Below are 21,331 nucleotides of genomic sequence, written 5' to 3'. Positions count from 1 at the left end.
AAGTCTATGATACAAATTATCGTTAATACATTTATTGAAAAGGATAAGACTGGAGCAGTTGTTGAAGTGTTGTATGCCAGTGCTGACCAAGATAAGGTACAAGCTAAATATGAAGAACTAGCTGCACAATACCCCGAAAATTATTTAGCTATCTATGATGTACCGCTGGATACGGATTTGAATACACTAGATCATTACCCGTCTGTGTTTATTGGAAAAGAGGAGTTTGAGTAGAAATCTTGGTTTACCTAGATAGCTTATTCCCAACAGCTTAAGAAGAAAGGAAAAATTAACACATGATCAACCGTTACTCTCGCCCTGAGATGGCGAATATTTGGAGTGAAGAAAATAAATACCGTGCTTGGCTTGAGGTGGAAATCCTCTCTGACGAGGCATGGGCTGAGTTGGGGGAAATCCCTAAGGAAGATGTGGCTTTGATTCGCAAGAAGGCGGACTTTGACATCGACCGTATTTTGGAAATTGAGCAGGAGACGCGCCACGATGTGGTGGCTTTCACGCGTGCGGTTTCTGAGACTCTTGGTGAAGAGCGCAAGTGGGTTCACTATGGGTTAACTTCTACTGACGTGGTGGATACTGCTTATGGTTACCTCTACAAGCAGGCCAACGACATCATCCGTCGTGACCTTGAAAACTTCACTAATATCATCGCTGACAAGGCCAAGGAGCACAAGTTCACCATCATGATGGGGCGTACTCATGGTGTGCACGCTGAGCCGACAACCTTTGGTCTTAAATTAGCAACTTGGTACAGCGAAATGAAACGCAATATCGAGCGCTTCGAGCATGCGGCTGCTGGTGTAGAAGCTGGTAAGATTTCTGGTGCGGTTGGGAACTTTGCCAATATCCCACCATTTGTAGAGGAGTATGTCTGCGATAAACTTGGCATCCGTGCCCAAGAAATCTCTACACAAGTCCTTCCTCGTGACCTTCACGCTGAGTACTTTGCGGTTCTTGCCAGCATTGCGACTTCAATCGAACGTATGGCGACTGAGATTCGTGGTCTACAAAAATCTGAGCAACGCGAAGTAGAAGAGTTCTTTGCTAAAGGGCAAAAAGGGTCTTCAGCAATGCCTCACAAACGCAACCCAATCGGTTCTGAAAATATGACTGGTCTGGCGCGTGTCATTCGTGGTCACATGATTACGGCTTATGAAAACGTCGCTCTCTGGCACGAACGCGATATTTCTCACTCATCAGCTGAGCGTATCATCACACCAGATACGACCATTTTGATTGACTACATGCTCAACCGTTTTGGAAATATCGTCAAGAACTTGACAGTCTTCCCAGAAAATATGATCCGAAACATGAACTCGACTTTTGGTCTTATCTTTAGCCAACGGGCTATGTTGACATTGATTGAAAAAGGCATGACCCGTGAGCAAGCCTATGACTTGGTGCAACCAAAAACAGCCTACTCTTGGGACAACCAAGTAGACTTTAAACCACTTCTTGAGGCAGATTCAGAAGTAACATCACGTCTCACACAAGAAGAAATCGATGAAATCTTCAACCCAGTTTATTACACCAAACGAGTGGATGATATCTTTGAACGTCTTGGACTAGGTGATTAATTAAAAAATAAACAGCGAGCTTCAATCTCGCTGTTTATTTTTTATCGAAAAGACTTAGTCTTCTTTTCTTTTAGTGAGTCCATAGGCTGCTAGTGTGGCCATGAGTCCTGCGACTACTAGTCCTGCAGAATCGTGAGTTCCTGTTTCAGGAAGTTTTTTCTCTATTACCACAGGAGCTGGATCTTGAGGAAGAGCTTTGCTTTCCTCAGCAGGAGCAGTTGATGGAGCTGGTTGGCTTGGGATTTCTAGTTTTGGTTTTTCTTCAGCAATAGCGGCTTGTCCGTTTTCATCGCCTACATGTGTTACCATAGTTCCGACTTCGACTATTTGAGTAACGGCTTCCTGTGCTACGACACTATTTACAAGTGTTTTCACTTCCTTACCATCGGCAGAAGTGCTCACAGAGTAGAAGTTGCTACGATGTCCATTGACGCCCTTAGTAATGACTTGTGTTTTTCCTTTGAGTAAGAGTGGATTTTCACGAGTCACTGTGGTAAATGGAATTTCTTCTTTTTGGATATCCAGTCTAGGTTTTACCTCAGTAGTTGGTGCAAGACCACTTTCATCACCCTTGTGAGTTACAGGAGCGCCAACTTCAACCACTTGGTTTATAACTTCTTTGGTTACCTGGCTATCAAGGACTGTTTCTGTTGTTTTTCCATTTTCAGTGAGTACAGAGATGTAATGAGTTCGTTCACCTTTGACTCCTGCTGTGATAATATTTTCCTGACCAGCTGGGAGGTTAGGATTTTCTTTCTTGATAACTTCAAATGGAATTTCTTCAGTTCTTGTGATGAGTTCTGGTCTGGTTTCAACATTGGCAGCCACTTCATTTTCATCTAGGCTTCCTGAATGAGTTGCAGCTGGTTTGAGGCCTTGAAGAGCGGCTTTTAGGTTGGCTACAAGTGTGTCAAGCTCAGCTTGTTTATTACGGTTGAGGTTGTAATTTAGAGCTGTTTTAGCTGCGTCAAGGGCCTCAAGACTTTCTTTACTATATCCTTCTAAGTTTGTAGGAATTTTAGCTAATTCTTCGCGGAGAGCATTATAATTAGCACGGAAGTAGTCTTTGTTGTGGTCTGCAAAGGCAGTCATGAGTTCAAAGATTTCCTCTTCCTTGTATTCAGCGCTTGGTCTATCTGCCCAGATTGAAAGCATACTTCCGACTGTTGGAAGATCTACTTCAGGATATTTGGTAGAAGCTAGTTGATTGAATGGAACTTTACCAGAATTTTCAACTGCTTTTGAAAGAGGGTAAGCTTCATCTTGTTTGTGATTGCCTATAACATAATACCAGTCACCGTTGGTATTCAAGAACTTATAACCCTTGCTTGCTAGGTATTGAGGTGATGCGAGGTTGTATCCCCACCAGCCTTTAGACCAGTAAGAAATCAAGACATCTTTGTCAAACTGAACATCGTCCTTGTCTTCATAGTAGAAGCCATCGTTGAAGGCCATTGGTTGAAGCCCTCTTTCTTTGGCCATAGCTGCGAGGGTGTTGGCATATTCGGCAAATTTGCCATAGAGTTGATACCACTTGAGGTAGTACCAGCCTTGGGCACTAGTCGCATCGTTGGCGTATTCGTCAGTACCAAAGTTGAAAATCTTTGTTTTACCTGCAAAGAAGTCCATGTATTTACCGATGAGGGCTTTTACAAAGTTCATCGCTTCTTCGTTTTTCAAGTCCATAGTTGTTTTTGAAACTTTATCAAAGTGGGCTTGAGGATTTTTAATACCTAATTTTTCCATGGCAACCAGCATAGCATCCATGTGACCTGGACTGTTAATAGCTGGGATGAGACCGATGTCCTTAGATTTAGCGTATTCAATTAGCTCTGTCACTTCTGCCTGTGTTAGTGCAGTACCGTTTGGATCGTCGTAGTAAGCTTTAGTTCCTTCGATAATAGCTTTTTTAACGTCATCACTAGCATAGGTTTTTCCGTTGGCAGTAATGGTCATATCATCGAGTAGAAAGCGAAGTCCGTCATTTCCTAGAAGGAGATGGACATCAGAATATCCGAGCTCACTGGCCTTGTCTACGATGCGTTTGAGCTGGTCCAGAGTAAAGTATTTGCGTCCAGCATCGATTGAGATTACCTTGTTTTTGGCAAGTTTTTCAACCTCACGTTTAGCTTCTTCTTCTTTTTGAGCTTCAGGCGTGAGGGTCAAGTTGTTGACAGTTTCTTGAAGTTTAGCAATGGCTTGATCAATCGTATCTTGTTGGGCACGGCTAAGGTTGCTATCGAGAGAGCGAATAGCTTTTTCAGCTTCTTTTACGGCCGTGACGCTTTCTGCAGTATAATGGTTCAGGTCTTTTGGTACCTCGTTAAGTGCTTGCTCTGCAGATTCATAATCAGCTGCGAAGTATTCAGCGTTGGCATTTGCAAAATGACGCATGAGTTTGAAGAGGCGTGATGGTGAATAACGTGCAGATGGAGTGTCAGCCCAAGCAGCTACCATACCACCGATGATTGGGATATCAGCTCCTTCTGTTTTTGGTACAGAAGTGATTGGTGTGTTTTTAATACCATTGAGCCCCTGATCGAGATTGTACCAGCCTTGGCCATCAGCGTTTCGTCCAAGAACGTAGTACCAAGCATCATTGGTATTAAGGATTTGGTGACCTTTTTCAGCTAGTAGTTTAGAAGAAGCGACATCGTAGCCTCCCCAACCACCAGTCCACATAGAAACGATGATGTCTTTGTCAAAACTACCAAAGCTTGTGTCGCTATTGTAGTAGATACCGTCGTTAAAGGCCATTGGTTTGAGACCGTGCGATTTTACAATACGAGCGAGGTCATTGGCGTAGGCAATAAATTTTTCATAGCCTTTTACAGGGTAGCCTTCGTTTGGATAGTATTTATCAGCTTGAAGCACACTCCAACCTTTAGCATCTGTCGCATCATTGGCATATTCATCAAGTCCGATGTTGAAGATTTCAGTCTTTTTCGCGAAATAAGCAGCATACTTGTCGATAAGGGCTTTTGTAAAAGCGACAGCTTGTTCGTTGTCAAGATCGACAGTACGGGCTGATTTCTTCCCAAAATAGCTAAAGTTAGGGTTTTGGATTCCCAATTCTTTCATGGCATTGAGAATCGCATCCATGTGTCCAGGACTATTTACTGTCGGAATGAGACCGATACCTTTATCTTTGGCATAGTTAATCAGATCTGTCATTTGACTTTCTGTTAAGTGATTGCCGTTTGGATCGTTGTAATAATCATTTGTACCTTTTTCAATGGCGCGTTTGACATCGTCACTGGCATAGGTCTTGCCGTTAGCTGTGATGCTCATATCGTCCAACATGAAACGGAGTCCATCATTTCCGACTAATAGATGTAAATCAGTGTAGCCATAATGTTTCGCTTTATCGATGATTTCCTTGAGCTGTTCTGGTGAGAAATATTTACGTCCAGCATCAATAGAAACAATTTTCTTTTTCGCTAGTTTTTCATTTACAGTTGCAGCACGTTCCTTTCCTGTCTCTGTTTCCGGTTTGTCAGCCTCTGCTTTCGCTTCATCTTTTTTAGCTGGTTTATCCTTGTCAGTCTTGTCTGTATTTGACTCTTTAGAATCAACCTCTTTCGCTTCTTCCTTTTTATTAGCAGTTTCTTTTTCAGCAGAAGTTGGAGTTACCACCTCTGCTTTATCACTAGGAGTTGAACTAACTTCCTCTTGTGGTTTTTCTTCTGTTTTTGGAAGACTAGCTACCTTATCAGTAGCTGGAGTTTCTGTTTCTACAGTTTTTGGAGCTTCTGGTTGAAGCTCTGCTTTAGGTTTTTCCTCAGTACGATTTTCGGATGATTGAGGGGAATCAGAAACCGTATGGATGGTCGGTTGGTTTTCTGTAATAGGAGTAACTCCATCGGCTGCAACAGCCTGTGCTTGGAAGGCAAATCCAATTAGAACAGAAGCTGCTCCTACAGCGTATTTACGAATAGAAAAACGCTGTTGTTTTTCATGTTTCATTGCAAAACCTCCTGATTGCATTGTTATATTGATAGCGATTATATAAATCAACGCCTTTATTTTATTTCTTATATTAACGAGAGTCAAGAGGAGATGACAAAAAACTATAATAAGTATAAAAAAATATAAAATTTAAACTTAAGATTTCAGATTGGTCAGAAAAAATATGTATATATATCTAGTATAATTTTTGGTTCTATTTCTATAAAATATTCCACAAATTATAGAATCTTCCAAAAATAGGTAAGCGCTACCTTTTTGGTGTGGTATAATAAGCATAGAAAAAGCCCGAGCGATTAGGCTCAGGCTTTCTTCTTAGTGATCACGGTCACATGAGATGAATTTAATCTTGTAGTAATCAGATCGTTTGTAAGTTTCACTGTATTCTAAAACTTGGCCAGTTGATTCGAGTTTGGTGATTTTAGTTTGTAGGACAGTAGGGAATTGTTCATCGACTCCGAGGACTGAAGCCGCATGTTCTGGAGTTGGAAAGACTATTTCATTGATTTCTTCAAAGTGTTCATCATTCATGTGAATGTGGTAGTCTAACTTGAAACGGTTATAGATAGAACTATAGTATTCAAGGTTTGGATAATTTGCGTTGATATATTGTTCTGGGATGTAGGATGTATGGTAGATATAAACGACACCGTTTGATTCGCGGATACGTTCAATCTTGTAGTAGAACTGATCGCCACGTAGACCCAATTTTTCCAAGTAAACGAGCTTGTTTCCGCGTTCAATTGAAAGAACAGTTACCTTATCATCTTTAGCATTAAAGAGTTCAATATCTGAAAACTCTACAAGCTTGTGTTTGCGTGCACGTGAAACGAAGGTTCCTTTTCCTTGTTGGCGGACAATATAGCCATCTTTAGCAAGGTCGTTTAAGGCGCGGACAACTGTGATAGAGCTGACATCGTACATTGAAATGAGCTCTGCTTCAGTGTAAAATTTATCTCCACTGCTAAACTGCCCAGAGATGATTTTATTTTTTAATTCGTCTTTTATGTATTGATATTTGGGAATTGCCATATTTTTACCTCTATTTTCCTTCTCCATAGAAAATTTTACCATAAAAGCGAAAAAAATAGTAGTCTTTTGAATAAAAAATTAGATAACAGATTAAAAAATTAAGTTACATAGGCATTGTACGTATTTTATAAATGTATTTTGTGCAAAATTATTTTAGGTTCTCTATTCCGAATTTAAAGAGTGTTTGAAATGGGTCTGAAAATGTTTGAAACTAATTGAACGTGTGTATAATAGTAAAATTGCAGTAAATATCCCTACAATTTCTATTGACAATTCAAACAGATTGGTTTATAATGACTATAACAACAAATGAAAGCGCAAACTTTCGCAGTCAGAAGGTAGTTTTATGACACGATTTGAGATACGAGATGATTTCTATCTCGATGGAAAATCATTTAAGATTTTATCTGGTGCCATTCATTATTTTAGGGTTCCTCCAGAGGATTGGTATCATTCGCTCTATAACTTGAAGGCTCTTGGTTTTAATACGGTAGAGACTTATGTTGCTTGGAATTTACACGAGCCTCGTGAAGGTGAGTTTCATTTTGAAGGAGCTCTGGATTTGGAGCGGTTTCTACAGACAGCACAAGATTTGGGTCTCTATGCGATTGTTCGTCCGTCTCCATTTATCTGTGCGGAATGGGAATTCGGTGGCTTACCAGCTTGGCTCTTGACCAAGAACATGCAAATTCGCTCATCCGACCCAGCATATATCGAGGCAGTTGGTCGCTATTATGACCAGCTCTTGCCAAGACTGGTGCCTCGTTTGTTGGACAATGGTGGCAATATTCTCATGATGCAGGTTGAAAATGAGTATGGTTCTTACGGAGAAGATAAGGCTTACCTGAGAGCGATTCGACAGCTAATGGAAGAGTGTGGCATAACCTGTCCCCTCTTTACATCAGATGGTCCATGGCGAGCTACTCTGAAAGCTGGAACCTTAATTGAAGAGGACCTCTTTGTAACAGGAAACTTTGGTTCTAAGGCATCTTACAACTTTTCACAGATGCAGGAATTCTTTGATGAGCATGGTAAGAAATGGCCGCTCATGTGTATGGAGTTCTGGGATGGCTGGTTCAATCGTTGGAAAGAACCGATTATCACACGGGATCCTAAGGAATTGGCAGATGCAGTTCGAGAGGTTTTGGAACAAGGCTCTATCAATCTTTACATGTTCCATGGCGGTACAAACTTTGGTTTCATGAATGGTTGCTCGGCTCGGGGAACTTTGGACTTGCCACAAGTTACATCTTATGATTACGATGCCCTTCTGGATGAAGAAGGAAATCCAACTGCCAAATATCTGGCAGTCAAGAAGATGATGGCGACACATTTTCCAGAGTATCCACAGTTGGAACCACTCTACAAAGAGAGTATGGAGTTGGATTCTATTCGACTAGTTGAAAAAGTTTCCTTGTTTGAAACCTTGGATAGCTTGTCAAGTCCGATAGAAAGTCTCTATCCTAAAAAGATGGAGGAGTTGGGACAAAGCTATGGCTACCTACTCTATCGAACAGAAACAAACTGGGATGCAGAAGAAGAAAGACTTCGTATCATTGACGGTCGAGATAGGGCCCAGCTGTATGTCGATGGTCAGTGGATTAAAACCCAATATCAGACAGAGATTGGGGAAGATATTTTTTATCAAGGTGAAAAGAAAGCGTTATCTAGGATTGACATATTGATAGAAAATATGGGGCGTGTCAACTATGGGCATAAGTTCTTAGCAGATACGCAACGTAAGGGAATTCGGACAGGGGTTTGTAAGGATTTGCATTTCTTACTGAACTGGAAACACTATCCACTCCCACTAGACAATCCTGAGAAAATTGATTTTTCAAAAGGATGGACTCAAGGACAACCAGCCTTTTACGCTTATGACTTTACAGTCCAAGAGCCAAAAGATACTTACCTAGACTTGTCTGAGTTTGGTAAGGGGGTTGCCTTTGTCAATGGGCAGAATCTAGGACGTTTTTGGAACGTTGGCCCAACTCTCTCACTTTATATCCCTCATAGCTATCTCAAGGAAGGTGCCAACCGCATCATTATCTTTGAAACAGAAGGTCAATATAAAGAAGAGATTTATTTAACTCGTAAACCTACACTAAAACACATAAAGGGGGAAAACTTATGACAATTGTAGGATGCCGTATCGATGGACGTTTGATCCACGGACAAGTAGCCAACCTTTGGGCTGGAAAACTAAATGTTTCACGTATTATGGTTGTAGATGACGAAGTTGTCAACAACGACGTTGAAAAGAGTGGTTTGAAACTTGCGACACCACCAGGTGTGAAATTGAGTATTTTGCCAGTTGAGAAAGCTGCAGCCAATATTCTTGCTGGCAAATACGATAGCCAACGTCTCTTTATCGTGGCTCGTAAACCAGACCGCTTCCTTGGTTTGGTAGAAGCAGGTGTACCACTTGAAACCCTTAATGTTGGGAATATGTCTCAAACACCAGAAACTCGCGCCATCACACGTTCTATCAACGTAGTAGATAAGGATGTGGAAGACTTCCACAAACTGGCAGAAAAAGGTGTTAAACTTACTGCTCAAATGGTTCCAAATGATCCAATTTCAGACTTTTTGAGCTTATTAAAATAGGAAAAAATTTTTAGGAGGTCATTGTTATGATACAATGGTGGCAAATTTTACTTCTCACTTTGTACTCAGCTTATCAAATCTGTGATGAGTTGACGATCGTTTCATCTGCAGGTTCCCCTGTATTTGCTGGTTTCATTACTGGTTTAATCATGGGAGATGTGACTACTGGTCTGCTTATCGGTGGTAACTTGCAGCTATTCGTTCTTGGGGTTGGTACCTTCGGTGGTGCTTCTCGTATCGACGCTACTTCTGGTGCGGTTCTTGCGACAGCCTTCTCTGTTTCACAAGGAATTGATACAGCACTTGCGATTACAACAATCGCTGTGCCAGTAGCAACTCTCTTGACATACTTCGACGTTCTTGGACGTATGACAACTACTTTCTTTGCTCACCGTGTGGATGCTGCAATCGAACGCTTTGACTATAAAGGTATTGAACGCAACTACTTGCTTGGTGCGATTCCTTGGGCTTTATCTCGTGCCCTTCCAGTCTTCTTTGCCCTTGCTTTTGGTGGTGAATTTGTACAAGGCGTAGTAGACTTCGTTACAAAATACCAATGGGTTGCAGATGGTTTGACACTCGCAGGACGTATGCTTCCAGGTCTTGGATTTGCAATCTTGCTTCGTTACCTTCCAGTTAAACGTAACCTTCATTACCTTGCTATGGGATTTGGTTTGACAGCTATGTTGACTGTTCTTTACTCATATGTAACAGGTCTTGGTGGCGCTGTTGCTGGTATCGTAGGTACTCTTCCTGCTGAAGTTGCTGAAAAAATTGGTTTCGTGAACAACTTCAAAGGATTGTCTATGATTGGTATCTCTATCGTAGGTATTTTCCTTGCAGTGCTTCACTTCAAAAATAGCCAAAAAGTAGCTGTAGCAGCACCTTCTACACCATCAGAAAGTGGGGAAATCGAAGATGACGAATTCTAATTACAAACTAACAAAAGAAGATTTTAATCAAATCAACAAACGTAGCTTGTTTACTTTCCAATTAGGTTGGAACTACGAACGTATGCAAGCTTCTGGTTACCTTTACATGATCTTGCCTCAGTTGCGTAAAATGTATGGTGATGGCACTCCTGAATTGAAAGAAATGATGAAAGTTCATACTCAATTCTTCAATACTTCGCCATTCTTCCATACCATTATCGCTGGTTTTGACCTTGCCATGGAAGAAAAAGATGGTGTAGGTTCAAAAGACGCCGTTAACGGTATCAAGACAGGTTTGATGGGACCATTCGCTCCTCTTGGGGATACAATCTTTGGTTCACTTGTACCTGCTATCATGGGGTCAGTCGCAGCAACTATGGCTATCGCTGGCCAACCTTGGGGGATCTTCCTTTGGATTGCAGTTGCAGTAGCCTATGACATCTTCCGTTGGAAACAGTTGGAATTTGCTTACAAAGAAGGGGTTAACCTTATCAACAATATGCAAAGTACCTTGACAGCTTTGATTGACGCTGCATCTGTACTTGGTGTCTTCATGATGGGTGCTCTTGTAGCAACAGTGATTAACTTTGAAATTTCTTACAAGTTGCCAATCGGTGAAAAGATGATTGATTTCCAAGACATCTTGAACCAAATCTTCCCACGTTTGCTTCCAGCAATCTTTACTGCCTTTATCTTCTGGTTGCTTGGTAAGAAAGGTATGAACTCTACTAAAGCTATCGGTATTATTATCGTACTTGCTTTGGCTCTTTCTGCCCTTGGTCACTTTGCATTTGGAATGTAATTCCTTATGACCAAATCATTAATTTTGGTGAGCCATGGTCGCTTCTGTGAGGAGCTTAAAGGTAGCACAGAAATGATTATGGGCCCACAAGACAACATTTACACAGTAGCTCTTCTTCCAGAAGATGGACCAGAAGAATTTACTGCAAAATTTGAAGCTGCTATTGAAGGAGTGGATGATTTCCTAGTCTTTGCGGATCTTCTCGGTGGAACACCATGTAACGTGATAAGCCGTTTGATTATGGAAGGTCGTGACATCGAACTTTATGCAGGGATGAATCTTCCAATGGTGATTGAATTTATCAATGCGAGCCTTACAGGCGCAGATACGGACTACAAGAGCCGTGCTGCAGAAAGCATTGTGAAAGTTAATGATCTGTTAGCGGACTTCGATGATGACGAAGATGAATAATACTCTTCGAAAATCTCTTCAAACTACGTCAACGTCGCCTTGCCGTAGGTATATGTTACTGACTTCGTCAGTCTTATCCGGCAACCTCAAAACGGTGTTTTGAGCTGACTTCGTCAGTCCTATCCGGCAACCTCAAAACAGTGTTTTGAGCTGACTTCGTCAGCCTTATCCGGCAACCTCAAAACGGTGTTTTGAGCTGACTTTGTCAGTCTTATCCGACAACCTCAAAACGGTGTTTTGAGCTGACTTTGTCAGTCTTATCCGACAACCTCAAAGCAGTGCTTTGAGCAGCCTGCGGCTAGTTTCCTACAGATTTTAGTTGGAACTCGATTCAATTCATGTGACAACGTGAAAATCGTTAGAGCATTTTATATAGAATATACATGGGAATGGAGTTTACTCCCATTCCCATCTTTAATAGAAAAAGAGGAACTCAATGCTATATTATACAAAAGAAGACTTGCTCGAATTGGGTGCAGAAATCACTACGCGTGAAATCTACCAACAGCCTGATGTATGGAGAGAAGCTTTTGAATTTTATCAAGCAAAACGTGAAGAAATTGCAGCCTTCCTACAAGAAATCGCTGATAAACATGACTATATTAAGGTTATCTTGACAGGTGCTGGGACTTCTGCTTATGTGGGAGATACCTTGCTACCTTATTTTAAGGAAGTCTATGACGAACGCAAATGGAATTTCAATGCCATTGCAACAACAGATATCGTTGCCAATCCAGCAACCTATTTGAAAAAAGATGTGGCAACTGTCCTTGTGTCTTTTGCTCGTAGTGGGAACTCGCCTGAAAGTGTGGCGACTGTTGATTTGGCCAAATCCTTGGTGGATGAGCTTTACCAAGTGACGATTACTTGTGCAGCAGATGGTAAATTGGCTCTTCAAGCTCATGGAGATGACCGTAATCTCTTGCTCTTGCAACCAGCTGTCTCTAATGATGCTGGATTTGCCATGACTTCTAGCTTTACGTCTATGATGTTGACAGCTCTCTTGGTCTTTGATCCTACAGAATTTGCTGTTAAGTCTGAACGTTTTGAAGTTGTATCTAGTCTTGCCCGTAAAGTTTTAGACAAGGCAGAAGATGTCAAAGAGCTCGTTGATTTAGACTTTAACCGTGTCATCTATCTAGGCGCTGGTCCTTTCTTTGGACTTGCTCATGAAGCTCAGCTCAAGATTTTGGAATTAACTGCTGGTCAAGTTGCGACCATGTATGAAAGCCCAGTTGGCTTCCGTCACGGTCCAAAATCACTTATCAACGAAGATACAGTTGTCTTGGTCTTTGGTACAACGACAGACTACACTCGCAAGTACGACTTAGACTTGGTTCGTGAAGTTGCTGGTGACCAGATTGCTCGTCGTGTTGTGCTTTTGAGTGATCAAGCCTTTGGTCTTGAAAATGTCAAAGAAGTGGCCCTTGGTTGTGGCGGTGTCTTGAATGATATTTACCGTGTCTTCCCATACATCGTATATGCTCAACTCTTTGCTCTATTGACTTCACTCAAGGTAGAAAATAAACCAGATACACCGTCTCCTACAGGTACCGTAAACCGTGTGGTACAAGGTGTTATCATCCACGAATATCAAAAGTAAGACAGTGTTTATAAATTCTTGAAAAGAGGATTTGTAAATTATCAGATAAACCATAGATTGTCAGTCGGCTTTCTATGGTTTGTTTGCTTGAGAGAAATAGTAAAAGGAGAACAGAATGAAAGCATACACAGAGCGTGTATTTGGAAATGTTGAGGGCAAGGATGTCTTGGCCTATCGTTTTGAGACGGACGGTGGCTACCAGCTTGAAGTCATGACTTATGGTGCGACTATCTTGCGTTATGTCACGCCTGACAAGGCTGGAAATTTTGCCAACGTTATTTTGGGATTTGATGACTTTGATAGCTATGTAGGCAATAGTCCTAAACATGGAGCGAGTGTAGGTCCAGTTGCAGGCCGTATCGCAGGTGCGACATTTGAACTCAATGGCCAGACTTATAATCTTGAAGTTAACAATGCTAGCAACTGTAACCACAGTGGTTCAACTGGTTGGGATTCAAGCTTGTTTGAACTAGCTGAAGTGAGCGATCATGGCTTGACCCTCTATACAGAGCGTACAGATGGGACAGGAGGATTTCCTGGTAATCTCAAGATTTGGATTAGCTACAACTTGGAAGAAACTGGTGCTTACGAAATCAGCTACAAGGTAACAACTGATCAAGATACCTTGGTCAATCCAACCAACCACAGCTATTTCAACTTGTCTGGTGATTTCACGCAGACAATTGACCGTCATGTCTTCCAACTAAATACAGAGGGTATTTACCCAATCGCTCCCGATGGTGTTCCTGCCAAAACTCTAGATGCTACTCGTGATGTGGTTAAACACATCTACAATGGTGCCTTGTTGAAAGACATCTTTGCAGAGGAAGATGAGCAAATCCAGCTGGTATCTGGCTTGGATCATCCATTTGCCTTTCCTACAGGCCATGATAATGTTGGTTTCCTTTATGACCAAAATTCAGGTCGCTTCTTGCTTTTCAAGACAGAGGCTCCATGTTTTGTGATCTACACAGCAAACTTTGTGGATGAGAGTGTACTTGTGGCTGGCAAACCAATGATTCAGCACAATGGGATTGCCCTTGAAGCGCAGGCCTTACCAGATGCCATCCACAGTGACCTCAAAGACCAAGTCATTCTCAAAGCAGGTCAAACCTTTACAAGCAAGACACGCTATGAGCTTGTTGTGAAATAAAAAAGCTGGTCAAAAAGTCTTTAAAATTAAAATAACGCATATTGTCAGGTGATGAAAAGTTTGATAATATGCGTTTTATTATGAAATGATTTACTTTATATTATCCTGAAATGGTGTTATTTTTGAGTTATCTGGCTTGACTTTCTTGATGGAAATTATACAATAGTTGTAATAATTACAACGAGAAAAGAGAACCATTTATGACCTATGAATACAAGAGTCACATTTATTTGGCAGAGACAGTTTTAAATGTAAAGGATTTGGCCAGTCAAACAGCCTTTTATCAGCAAGTTATTGGTTTAGAAATCTTATCTCAAACTGAGACAGAGTCCATTCTAGGCCTTGGTGGAAAAGTCTTGGTACAGCTGATTCAAGCACAAGAGAGCGGAGAAGTGAGGGAACATTGTGGTCTTTACCATTTGGCCATTCTCTTGCCCACACGCAAGGCTTTGGCTGATGTCTTGAAACACCTGACAGATTTACAGATTCCTCTTGTCGGCGGTGCAGACCATGGTTACAGTGAAGCTATTTACTTGGAAGATTTGGAGGGAAATGGCATTGAACTCTATCGAGATAAGCCGGTTTCCACATGGGATATTCGAGAAGATGGACGCATTATCGGAGTGACGGAGGCTCTTGCGGCGCAGGACATTTATGAGTTGGGGGAAAGAGTAGAGCCCTTTATCTTGACAGAAGGTACGAGAATGGGGCATATTCATCTTTCCGTCAAGGATAGTCGAAAGTCCAGCCAGTTTTATCAAAAGGTGTTAGGGCTAGAGGATAAATTCAGTGTGCCTAGCGCTAGTTGGATTGCGGCTGGAGATTACCATCATCATTTAGCAGTTAACGAATGGGGAGGAAAAGGTCTGGATTCGCGTAAGCAAGGCTTACCAGGTTTAGCCTACTATGTCATCGAAGTCGCACATAAAGAAGAACTGTTAACGATTGCCCAACGAGCACAAGAAGTTGACGCACCAATCAAATGGATGACATCGAGCCAATTGGAAATCAGAGACTCAGATGGAATTGTGACTCGTATTTGCTTAGCTCGATAGACAGGATGTGATGAAAATCAGAGCATCAATTGTAGAAAGTGGTTTTTATTCTAGTATTAGCTTTTCCTCAGTTCATCAGCTTCCTCCTTGACACTTTGTCAGTTTTTGATACAATAGTACAAAATTAGAGGAGGTGGGTTATGATTCAGAAACATGCGATTCCCATTTTAGAGTTTGATGATAATCCTCAGGCGGTTATCATGCCCAATCACGAGGGGCTGGACTTGCACTTGCCCAAGAAATGTGTCTATGCATTTTTAGGTGAAGAGATTGACCGCTATGCGAGGGAAGTAGGGGCGGACTGTGTCGGCGAATTCGTTTCAGCCACCAAGACCTATCCAGTCTATGTCGTGAACTACAAAGGCGAGGAGATTTGTCTGGCTCAGGCTCCTGTTGGTTCAGCTCCAGCAGCCCAGTTTATGGATTGGTTGATTGGCTATGGTGTGGAGCAGATTATTTCCACAGGTACCTGTGGTGTGCTAGCCGATATAGAGGAAAATGCCTTTCTAGTCCCTGTTCGCGCTCTGCGAGATGAAGGAGCCAGTTACCACTATGTGGCACCTTCTCGTTATATGGAAATGCAGCCAGAGGCTATTGCTGCCATTGAGCAAGTTTTGGAAGTCAGAGGGATTCCCTATGAAGAAGTCCTGACCTGGACGACAGACGGTTTTTACCGAGAAACGGCTGAAAAGGTGGCTTATCGTAAGGAAGAGGGCTGTGCTGTTGTGGAGATGGAGTGTTCTGCGCTTGTGGCAGTAGCCCAACTGCGAGGGGTTCTCTGGGGAGAATTGTTGTTCACAGCTGATTCCTTAGCAGACTTGGACCAGTACGATAGTCGTGACTGGGGATCGGAAGCTTTTGAGAAGGCGTTAGAACTGAGTTTAGCAAGTGTTGTGCAACTTTAGTCGCTTTTCTCGGCAGTTTCTTATCTTAGTGAAGGAGAACTTTAAAAGCTTGATTGATGATTATTTTTTGCCGAATAAAATAGGAAGTCGGTAGTTTTTAGACGTTTCTAGAAATGGACGAGTTTGGATAACCTCTTTTTTAGGATAAGCGTACGCGATGTTTTGTCCATTCCTATTTGAGATATTTCTTTTGTTTTATGGTACAATGGAAACATGTTATTCAAATTATCTAAGGAAAAAATAGAGCTAGGCTTATCTCGTTTATCGCCAGCCCGTCGTATTTTTTTGAGTTTTGCCTTGGTCATTTTACTAGGCTCTCTTCTTTTGAGCTTGCCCTTTGTCCAAGTTGAAAGCTCACGAGCGACTTATTTTGATCATCTTTTCACTGCTGTCTCTGCAGTCTGTGTGACAGGTCTTTCAACCCTTCCAGTAGCTCAAACATATAATATCTGGGGTCAAATAATCTGTTTGCTCTTGATTCAGATCGGTGGTCTAGGGCTCATGACCTTTATTGGGGTTTTCTATATCCAGAGCAAGCAAAAGCTTAGTCTTCGTAGCCGTGCAACTATTCAGGATAGTTTTAGTTATGGAGAAACTCGATCTTTGAGAAAGTTTGTCCATTCTATTTTTCTCACAACTTTTCTAGTTGAGGGTTTGGGAGCTCTATTCCTCAGTTTTCGTTTTGTTCCACAACTTGGCTGGGGGCGCGGTCTTTTTAGTTCCATTTTTCTAGCTATATCCGCCTTCTGTAATGCAGGTTTTGATAATTTGGGGAGCACCAGTTTATTTGCTTTTCAGACCGATTTACTGGTCAATCTGGTGATTGCAGGCTTAATTATTACAGGTGGTTTTGGCTTTATGGTCTGGTTTGATTTGGCTGGTCATGTAGGAAGAAAGAAAAAAGGGCGCCTGCACTTTCATACGAAGCTTGTACTATTATTGACTCTAGGTTTGTTGTTATTTGGAACGGCAACTACTCTCTTTCTTGAGTGGAACAATGCTGGAACGATTGGCAATCTCCCTGTTGCCGATAAGGTTTTAGTTAGCTTTTTTCAAACAGTGACGATGCGAACAGCAGGCTTTTCTACGATAGATTATACTCAGGCTCATCCTGTGACTCTTTTGATTTATATCTTACAGATGTTTCTAGGTGGGGCACCTGGGGGAACGGCTGGGGGTCTCAAGATTACGACATTTTTTGTCCTCTTGGTCTTTGCTCGAAGTGAGCTTTTGGGCTTGCCTCATGCCAATGTTGCGAGACGAACGATTGCGCCGCGAACGGTTCAAAAATCCTTTAGTGTCTTTATTATCTTTTTGATGAGCTTCTTGGTAGGATTGATCCTGCTAGGGATGACAGCCAAAGGCAATCCTCCCTTTATCCACCTCATATTTGAAACCATTTCAGCTCTTAGTACAGTTGGTGTAACGGCAAATTTGACTTCTGATCTTGGGAAATTGGCTCTCAGTGTTATCATGCCACTTATGTTTATGGGACGAATTGGTCCCTTGACCTTGTTTGTTAGCTTGGCAGATTACCATCCAGAAAAGAAAGATATGATTCACTATATGAAAGCAGATATTAGTATTGGTTAAGAAAGGAAAGAGAATGTCAGATCGTACGATTGGAATTTTAGGATTGGGAATTTTTGGGAGCAGTGTCCTAGCTGCCCTAGCCAAGCAGGATATGAATATTATCGCTATTGATGACCACGCAGAGCGCATCAATCAGTTTGAGCCAGTTTTGGCGCGTGGAGTGATTGGTGACATCACAGATGAAGAATTATTGAGATCAGCAGGGATTGATACCTGCGATACCGTTGTCGTCGCGACAGGTGGAAATCTGGAGTCGAGTGTGCTTGCGGTTATGCACTGTAAGAGTTTGGGGGTACCGACTGTTATTGCTAAGGTCAAAAGTCAGACTGCTAAGAAAGTGCTAGAAAAGATTGGAGCTGACTCGGTTGTCTCGCCAGAGTATGAAATGGGGCAGTCTCTAGCACATACCATTCTTTTCCATAATAGTGTTGGTGTCTTTCAGTTGGATAAAAATGTCTCTATTGTGGAGATGAAAATTCCTCAGTCTTGGGCAGGTCAAAGTCTGAGTAAATTAGACCTCCGTGACAAATATAATCTGAATATTTTGGGCTTCCGAGAGCAGGAAAATTCCCCATTGGATGTTGAATTTGGACCAGATGACCTCTTGAAGGCAGATACCTATATTTTGGCGGTCATCAACAACCAGTATTTGGATACCCTAGCAGCATTGAATTTGTAAAAGAGGGAGCTTCCCTCTTTTTTGATGCTTAAGATGATAAATAGAGACAGAAGCCTTGTATTCTAGTAAAAGTTCTTCAAAGGCTGGACTTTATGGTAGAATAGAAAGCAGTGACAAGAGAGAGTAATACTCTTCGAAAGTCAAATTTAAACCACGTCAACGTCACCTTGCCGTAGGTATAGGTAACTGACTTCGTTAGTTCTATCTGCAACCTCAAAACAGTGTTTTGAGCAACCTGCGGCTAGTTTCCTAGTTTGCTCTTTGATTTTCATTGAGTAAGAAAAATCAGTCCCCTAAAGGAGTAGATTATGAAGTTATTGTCTATCGCCATTCCTAGCTATAATGCTGCAGCCTATCTTCATTACTGTGTGGAGTCGCTAGTGATTGGTGGTGAGCAAGTTGAGATTTTGATTATCAATGATGGGTCTCAGGACCAGACTCAGGAAATCGCTGAGCGTTTAGCCGACAAGTATCCTAACATCGTTAGAGCCATTTATCAGGAAAATAAGGGCCATGGCGGTGCGGTCAATCGTGGCTTGGTAGAGGCTTCTGGGCGCTATTTTAAAGTAGTTGACAGTGATGACTGGGTGGATCCTCGTGCCTACTTGAAAACTCTTGAAACCTTGCAGGAACTTGAGAGTAAGGGTCAAGAGGTTGACGCCTTTGTGACTAATTTTGTTTACGAAAAGGAAGGTCAGTCTCGTAAGAAGAGTATGAGCTACGAGTCAGTCTTGCCTGTTCGGCAGATTTTTGGCTGGGACCAGGTCGGAAATTTCTCCAAAGGCCAGTATATCATGATGCACTCGCTGATTTATCGGACAGATTTGTTGCGTGCTAGCCAGTTCCAACTGCCTGAGCATACTTTTTATGTCGATAATCTCTTTGTCTTTACCCCTCTTCAGCAGGTCAAGACCATGTACTATCTGCCTGTCGATTTCTATCGTTATTTGATTGGGCGTGAGGACCAGTCTGTCAATGAGCAAGTGATGATTAAGCGCATTGACCAGCAACTTAAAGTCAATCGACTCTTGGTAGACCAGCTTGATTTATCCCAAGTGAGCCACCCCAAAATGCGAGAATATCTGCTGAATCATATCGAGATTACGACGGTGATTTCCAGTGCCCTGCTCAATCGAGCAGGTACAGCAGAGCATTTGGCAAAAAAACGGGAGCTGTGGACCTATATTCAGCAGGAAAATCCAGAGGTTTTTCAGGCTATCCGTAAGACCATGCTTAGCCGTTTGACCAAACATTCAGTCTTGCCAGCTCGCAAACTGTCCAATGTCGTCTATCAAATCACCAAATCTGTTTATGGATTTAATTGATATAAGTATTTTATAAGAGGGATTTAAGAAAAATTTTAACTTTTTCTTAGTCCTTTTTAATTTTAGGATATTATACTAGAGTCATCAAATAAAGAAAAACTCTAAGGAGAACCCTATGAAATTCAATCCAAATCAAAGATATACTCGTTGGTCTATTCGCCGTCTCAGTGTCGGTGTTGCCTCAGTTGTTGTGGCTAGTGGCTTCTTTGTCCTAGTTGGTCAGCCAAGTTCTGTACGTGCCGATGGGGTCAATCCGACCCCTGCTCAAGTTGTACCTGAAGAGACATCGGGAACGAAAGAGGGTGACTTAGCAGAAACTCAGGGAGATACTGTTCTTGCTCAAGCGAAACCTGAGGTCGTTGCTGGAAATACGAACTCACTTTCTACACCTACAGAAGTAACTGAAGTGAGCGAGGAGACAAGCCCTTCTCGTCTGGATACACTTTTTGAAAAAGGTGAAGAAGCTCAAGAAAATTCAGAGCTAGCAGATGTCTTAAAAGAAGCTGTAGATACAGCTGATGTGGATGGGAAACAAGCAAGTCCAGAAGATATTAAAAAAGCTGTCGATGAGGATGTTAAAGACAGTATCGATGTCCCAGCGGGCTATCTAGAACAAGCCAAAGCTTCCGGTCCTTTCTTGGCTGGTGTAAACAAACCGCTTAAATATGAACTTTTCGCAGGCGATGGTATGTTGACTCGTCTCTTGCTCAAAGCATCTGACAAGGCTCCATGGTCAGATAATGGTAAGGATAAAAATGAAAAAATTCCACCAGTGAAAAATTTACCTGATGGCAAGTATTACTATCAAGTATCTTTGAATGGTAACACTACAGGTAAGCAAGATCAGGATTTATTAGATACACTTCGTACTAATGGTACAAATACCTATGAAGCTACCCTGACTGTCTATGAAGCAGCCGGTGATAAACCAAATTTGAATAAGGTTGTCAAGGAACGTAAAGTCAATATTACCTTGAACGGTCTTGTAACAAGAAGCGATGTCAAATCTGCAGTTAAAAACAACATCAAAGACAGTATCGATGTTCCAGCAGCCTATCTTGAACAAGCCAAGGGTGAAGGTCCATTCACAGCAGGTGTCAACCATGTGATTCCATACGAACTCTTCGCAGGTGATGGCATGTTGACTCGTCTCTTACTCAAGGCATCTGACAAGGCACCATGGTCAGATAACGGCGACGCTAAAAACCCAGCCCTATCTCCACTAGGCGAAAACGTGAAGACCAAAGGTCAATACTTCTATCAAGTAGCCTTGGACGGAAACGTGGCTGGCAAAGAAAAACAAGAACTCATCGACCAGTTCCGAGCAAACGGCACTAAAACCTACAGCGCTACAGTCAATGTCTATGGTAACAAAGATGGTAAAGCAGATTTGACAAATGTCGTAGCAACTAAACAAGTCACTATTAACATAAACGGTTTAATTTCTAAAGAAACAGTTCAAAAAGCCGTTGCAGACAACGTTAAAGACAGTATCGATGTTCCAGCAGCCTACCTTGAACAAGCCAAGGGTGACGGTCCATTCACAGCTGGTGTTAACCATGTGATTCCATACGAACTCTTCGCAGGTGATGGCATGTTGACTCGTCTCTTACTCAAGGCATCTGACAAGGCACCATGGTCAGATAATGGTGTAGCTAAAAACCCAGCCCTAT

Annotated in this window: 17 protein-coding genes; 15 read left to right on the top strand and 2 right to left on the bottom strand. The window is 41.9% G+C overall.

Translation table 11 applies throughout. From position 1 onward, the window contains the following. The first annotated feature begins 6 nt into the window (after window positions 1-6). Complete coding sequence (locus HT691_RS04660) at window positions 7-234, top strand: hypothetical protein (RefSeq protein WP_000614702.1); 228 nt, start codon at window positions 7-9, stop codon at window positions 232-234. Between the two features lie 62 nt (window positions 235-296). Continuing rightward, window positions 297-1,595, top strand: a complete 1,299-nt coding sequence (purB, locus tag HT691_RS04655) for an adenylosuccinate lyase (protein ID WP_000610745.1) — start codon at window positions 297-299, stop codon at window positions 1,593-1,595. Between the two features lie 54 nt (window positions 1,596-1,649). Here purB and strH read toward each other — a convergent pair whose 3' ends face one another. Together strH and HT691_RS04645 are read right to left on the bottom strand one after the other, a co-directional pair. After that, window positions 1,650-5,561, bottom strand: a complete 3,912-nt coding sequence (strH, locus tag HT691_RS04650) for an LPXTG-anchored beta-N-acetylhexosaminidase StrH (protein ID WP_172921731.1) — start codon at window positions 5,559-5,561, stop codon at window positions 1,650-1,652. A gap of 315 nt (window positions 5,562-5,876) precedes the next feature. Beyond that, on the bottom strand, window positions 5,877-6,593 hold the full coding sequence (locus tag HT691_RS04645; protein WP_001007202.1) for a GntR family transcriptional regulator: 717 nt from the start codon (window positions 6,591-6,593) through the stop codon (window positions 5,877-5,879). Between the two features lie 346 nt (window positions 6,594-6,939). Between HT691_RS04645 and HT691_RS04640 the strand changes: the two genes are divergently transcribed. From HT691_RS04640 to HT691_RS04580, 13 genes are all read left to right on the top strand, one after another. Continuing rightward, entirely contained in the window at window positions 6,940-8,727 is a 1,788-nt protein-coding gene (locus tag HT691_RS04640) for a beta-galactosidase (RefSeq protein ID WP_172921732.1), read from the top strand. After that, window positions 8,724-9,200, top strand: coding sequence for a PTS system mannose/fructose/N-acetylgalactosamine-transporter subunit IIB (locus tag HT691_RS04635; RefSeq protein WP_172921733.1), 477 nt, complete (start codon window positions 8,724-8,726; stop codon window positions 9,198-9,200). The genes HT691_RS04640 and HT691_RS04635 overlap by 4 nt, the downstream gene beginning before the upstream one ends. Before the next feature lie 26 nt (window positions 9,201-9,226). After that, the gene (locus tag HT691_RS04630) at window positions 9,227-10,132 is read left to right on the top strand and encodes a PTS mannose/fructose/sorbose/N-acetylgalactosamine transporter subunit IIC (RefSeq protein ID WP_120007847.1); all 906 of its coding nucleotides are present in this window, start codon (window positions 9,227-9,229) and stop codon (window positions 10,130-10,132) included. Further along, entirely contained in the window at window positions 10,119-10,934 is an 816-nt protein-coding gene (locus HT691_RS04625) for a PTS system mannose/fructose/sorbose family transporter subunit IID (protein WP_000185297.1), read from the top strand. Before HT691_RS04630 ends, HT691_RS04625 begins: the two co-directional genes overlap by 14 nt. A 6-nt stretch (window positions 10,935-10,940) precedes the next feature. Beyond that, window positions 10,941-11,345, top strand: a complete 405-nt coding sequence (locus HT691_RS04620) for a PTS sugar transporter subunit IIA (protein WP_172923215.1) — start codon at window positions 10,941-10,943, stop codon at window positions 11,343-11,345. Window positions 11,346-11,781: 436 nt separating this feature from the next. After that, a complete protein-coding gene (locus HT691_RS04615) occupies window positions 11,782-12,948 on the top strand; it encodes an SIS domain-containing protein (RefSeq protein WP_172923214.1) in 1,167 nt (388 codons plus the stop codon). Between the two features lie 115 nt (window positions 12,949-13,063). After that, window positions 13,064-14,101: an aldose epimerase family protein gene (locus HT691_RS04610; RefSeq protein ID WP_172921888.1), complete on the top strand. Its 1,038-nt coding sequence runs from the start codon at window positions 13,064-13,066 to the stop codon at window positions 14,099-14,101. A gap of 200 nt (window positions 14,102-14,301) precedes the next feature. Further along, window positions 14,302-15,156, top strand: coding sequence for a VOC family protein (locus tag HT691_RS04605; protein WP_138699936.1), 855 nt, complete (start codon window positions 14,302-14,304; stop codon window positions 15,154-15,156). 140 nt (window positions 15,157-15,296) lie between these two features. Beyond that, window positions 15,297-16,061, top strand: coding sequence for a nucleoside phosphorylase (locus HT691_RS04600; RefSeq protein ID WP_000614982.1), 765 nt, complete (start codon window positions 15,297-15,299; stop codon window positions 16,059-16,061). Between the two features lie 213 nt (window positions 16,062-16,274). Further along, the gene (locus HT691_RS04595) at window positions 16,275-17,654 is read left to right on the top strand and encodes a TrkH family potassium uptake protein (protein ID WP_138699935.1); all 1,380 of its coding nucleotides are present in this window, start codon (window positions 16,275-16,277) and stop codon (window positions 17,652-17,654) included. 13 nt (window positions 17,655-17,667) lie between these two features. Further along, a complete protein-coding gene (locus HT691_RS04590) occupies window positions 17,668-18,333 on the top strand; it encodes a TrkA family potassium uptake protein (RefSeq protein WP_001283900.1) in 666 nt (221 codons plus the stop codon). Between the two features lie 308 nt (window positions 18,334-18,641). Next, a complete protein-coding gene (locus HT691_RS04585; protein ID WP_000771879.1) occupies window positions 18,642-19,658 on the top strand; it encodes a glycosyltransferase family 2 protein in 1,017 nt (338 codons plus the stop codon). Between the two features lie 115 nt (window positions 19,659-19,773). Further along, window positions 19,774-21,331, top strand: a 1,558-nt coding sequence (locus HT691_RS04580) for a PavB family fibronectin-binding SSURE repeat adhesin (RefSeq protein ID WP_172925273.1), incomplete at its 3' end; no start/stop codon positions are given.

Origin of the sequence: Streptococcus sp. 477 (genome assembly GCF_013277295.1) — a bacterium.
Taxonomy (GTDB): Bacteria; Bacillota; Bacilli; order Lactobacillales; family Streptococcaceae; genus Streptococcus; species Streptococcus pseudopneumoniae.
This window is presented reverse-complemented; position numbering and strand designations above follow the sequence as displayed.

Bases quoted from the DNA above. Each gene is read 5' to 3' on its own strand.
- HT691_RS04660 (WP_000614702.1), top strand. From the start codon at position 7: ATGATACAAATTATCGTTAATACATTTATTGAAAAGGATAAGACTGGA.
- purB (WP_000610745.1), top strand. From the start codon at position 297: ATGATCAACCGTTACTCTCGCCCTGAGATGGCGAATATTTGGAGTGAA.
- strH (WP_172921731.1), bottom strand. From the start codon at position 5,561: ATGAAACATGAAAAACAACAGCGTTTTTCTATTCGTAAATACGCTGTA.
- HT691_RS04645 (WP_001007202.1), bottom strand. From the start codon at position 6,593: ATGGCAATTCCCAAATATCAATACATAAAAGACGAATTAAAAAATAAA.
- HT691_RS04640 (WP_172921732.1), top strand. From the start codon at position 6,940: ATGACACGATTTGAGATACGAGATGATTTCTATCTCGATGGAAAATCA.
- HT691_RS04635 (WP_172921733.1), top strand. From the start codon at position 8,724: ATGACAATTGTAGGATGCCGTATCGATGGACGTTTGATCCACGGACAA.
- HT691_RS04630 (WP_120007847.1), top strand. From the start codon at position 9,227: ATGATACAATGGTGGCAAATTTTACTTCTCACTTTGTACTCAGCTTAT.
- HT691_RS04625 (WP_000185297.1), top strand. From the start codon at position 10,119: ATGACGAATTCTAATTACAAACTAACAAAAGAAGATTTTAATCAAATC.
- HT691_RS04620 (WP_172923215.1), top strand. From the start codon at position 10,941: ATGACCAAATCATTAATTTTGGTGAGCCATGGTCGCTTCTGTGAGGAG.
- HT691_RS04615 (WP_172923214.1), top strand. From the start codon at position 11,782: ATGCTATATTATACAAAAGAAGACTTGCTCGAATTGGGTGCAGAAATC.
- HT691_RS04610 (WP_172921888.1), top strand. From the start codon at position 13,064: ATGAAAGCATACACAGAGCGTGTATTTGGAAATGTTGAGGGCAAGGAT.
- HT691_RS04605 (WP_138699936.1), top strand. From the start codon at position 14,302: ATGACCTATGAATACAAGAGTCACATTTATTTGGCAGAGACAGTTTTA.
- HT691_RS04600 (WP_000614982.1), top strand. From the start codon at position 15,297: ATGATTCAGAAACATGCGATTCCCATTTTAGAGTTTGATGATAATCCT.
- HT691_RS04595 (WP_138699935.1), top strand. From the start codon at position 16,275: ATGTTATTCAAATTATCTAAGGAAAAAATAGAGCTAGGCTTATCTCGT.
- HT691_RS04590 (WP_001283900.1), top strand. From the start codon at position 17,668: ATGTCAGATCGTACGATTGGAATTTTAGGATTGGGAATTTTTGGGAGC.
- HT691_RS04585 (WP_000771879.1), top strand. From the start codon at position 18,642: ATGAAGTTATTGTCTATCGCCATTCCTAGCTATAATGCTGCAGCCTAT.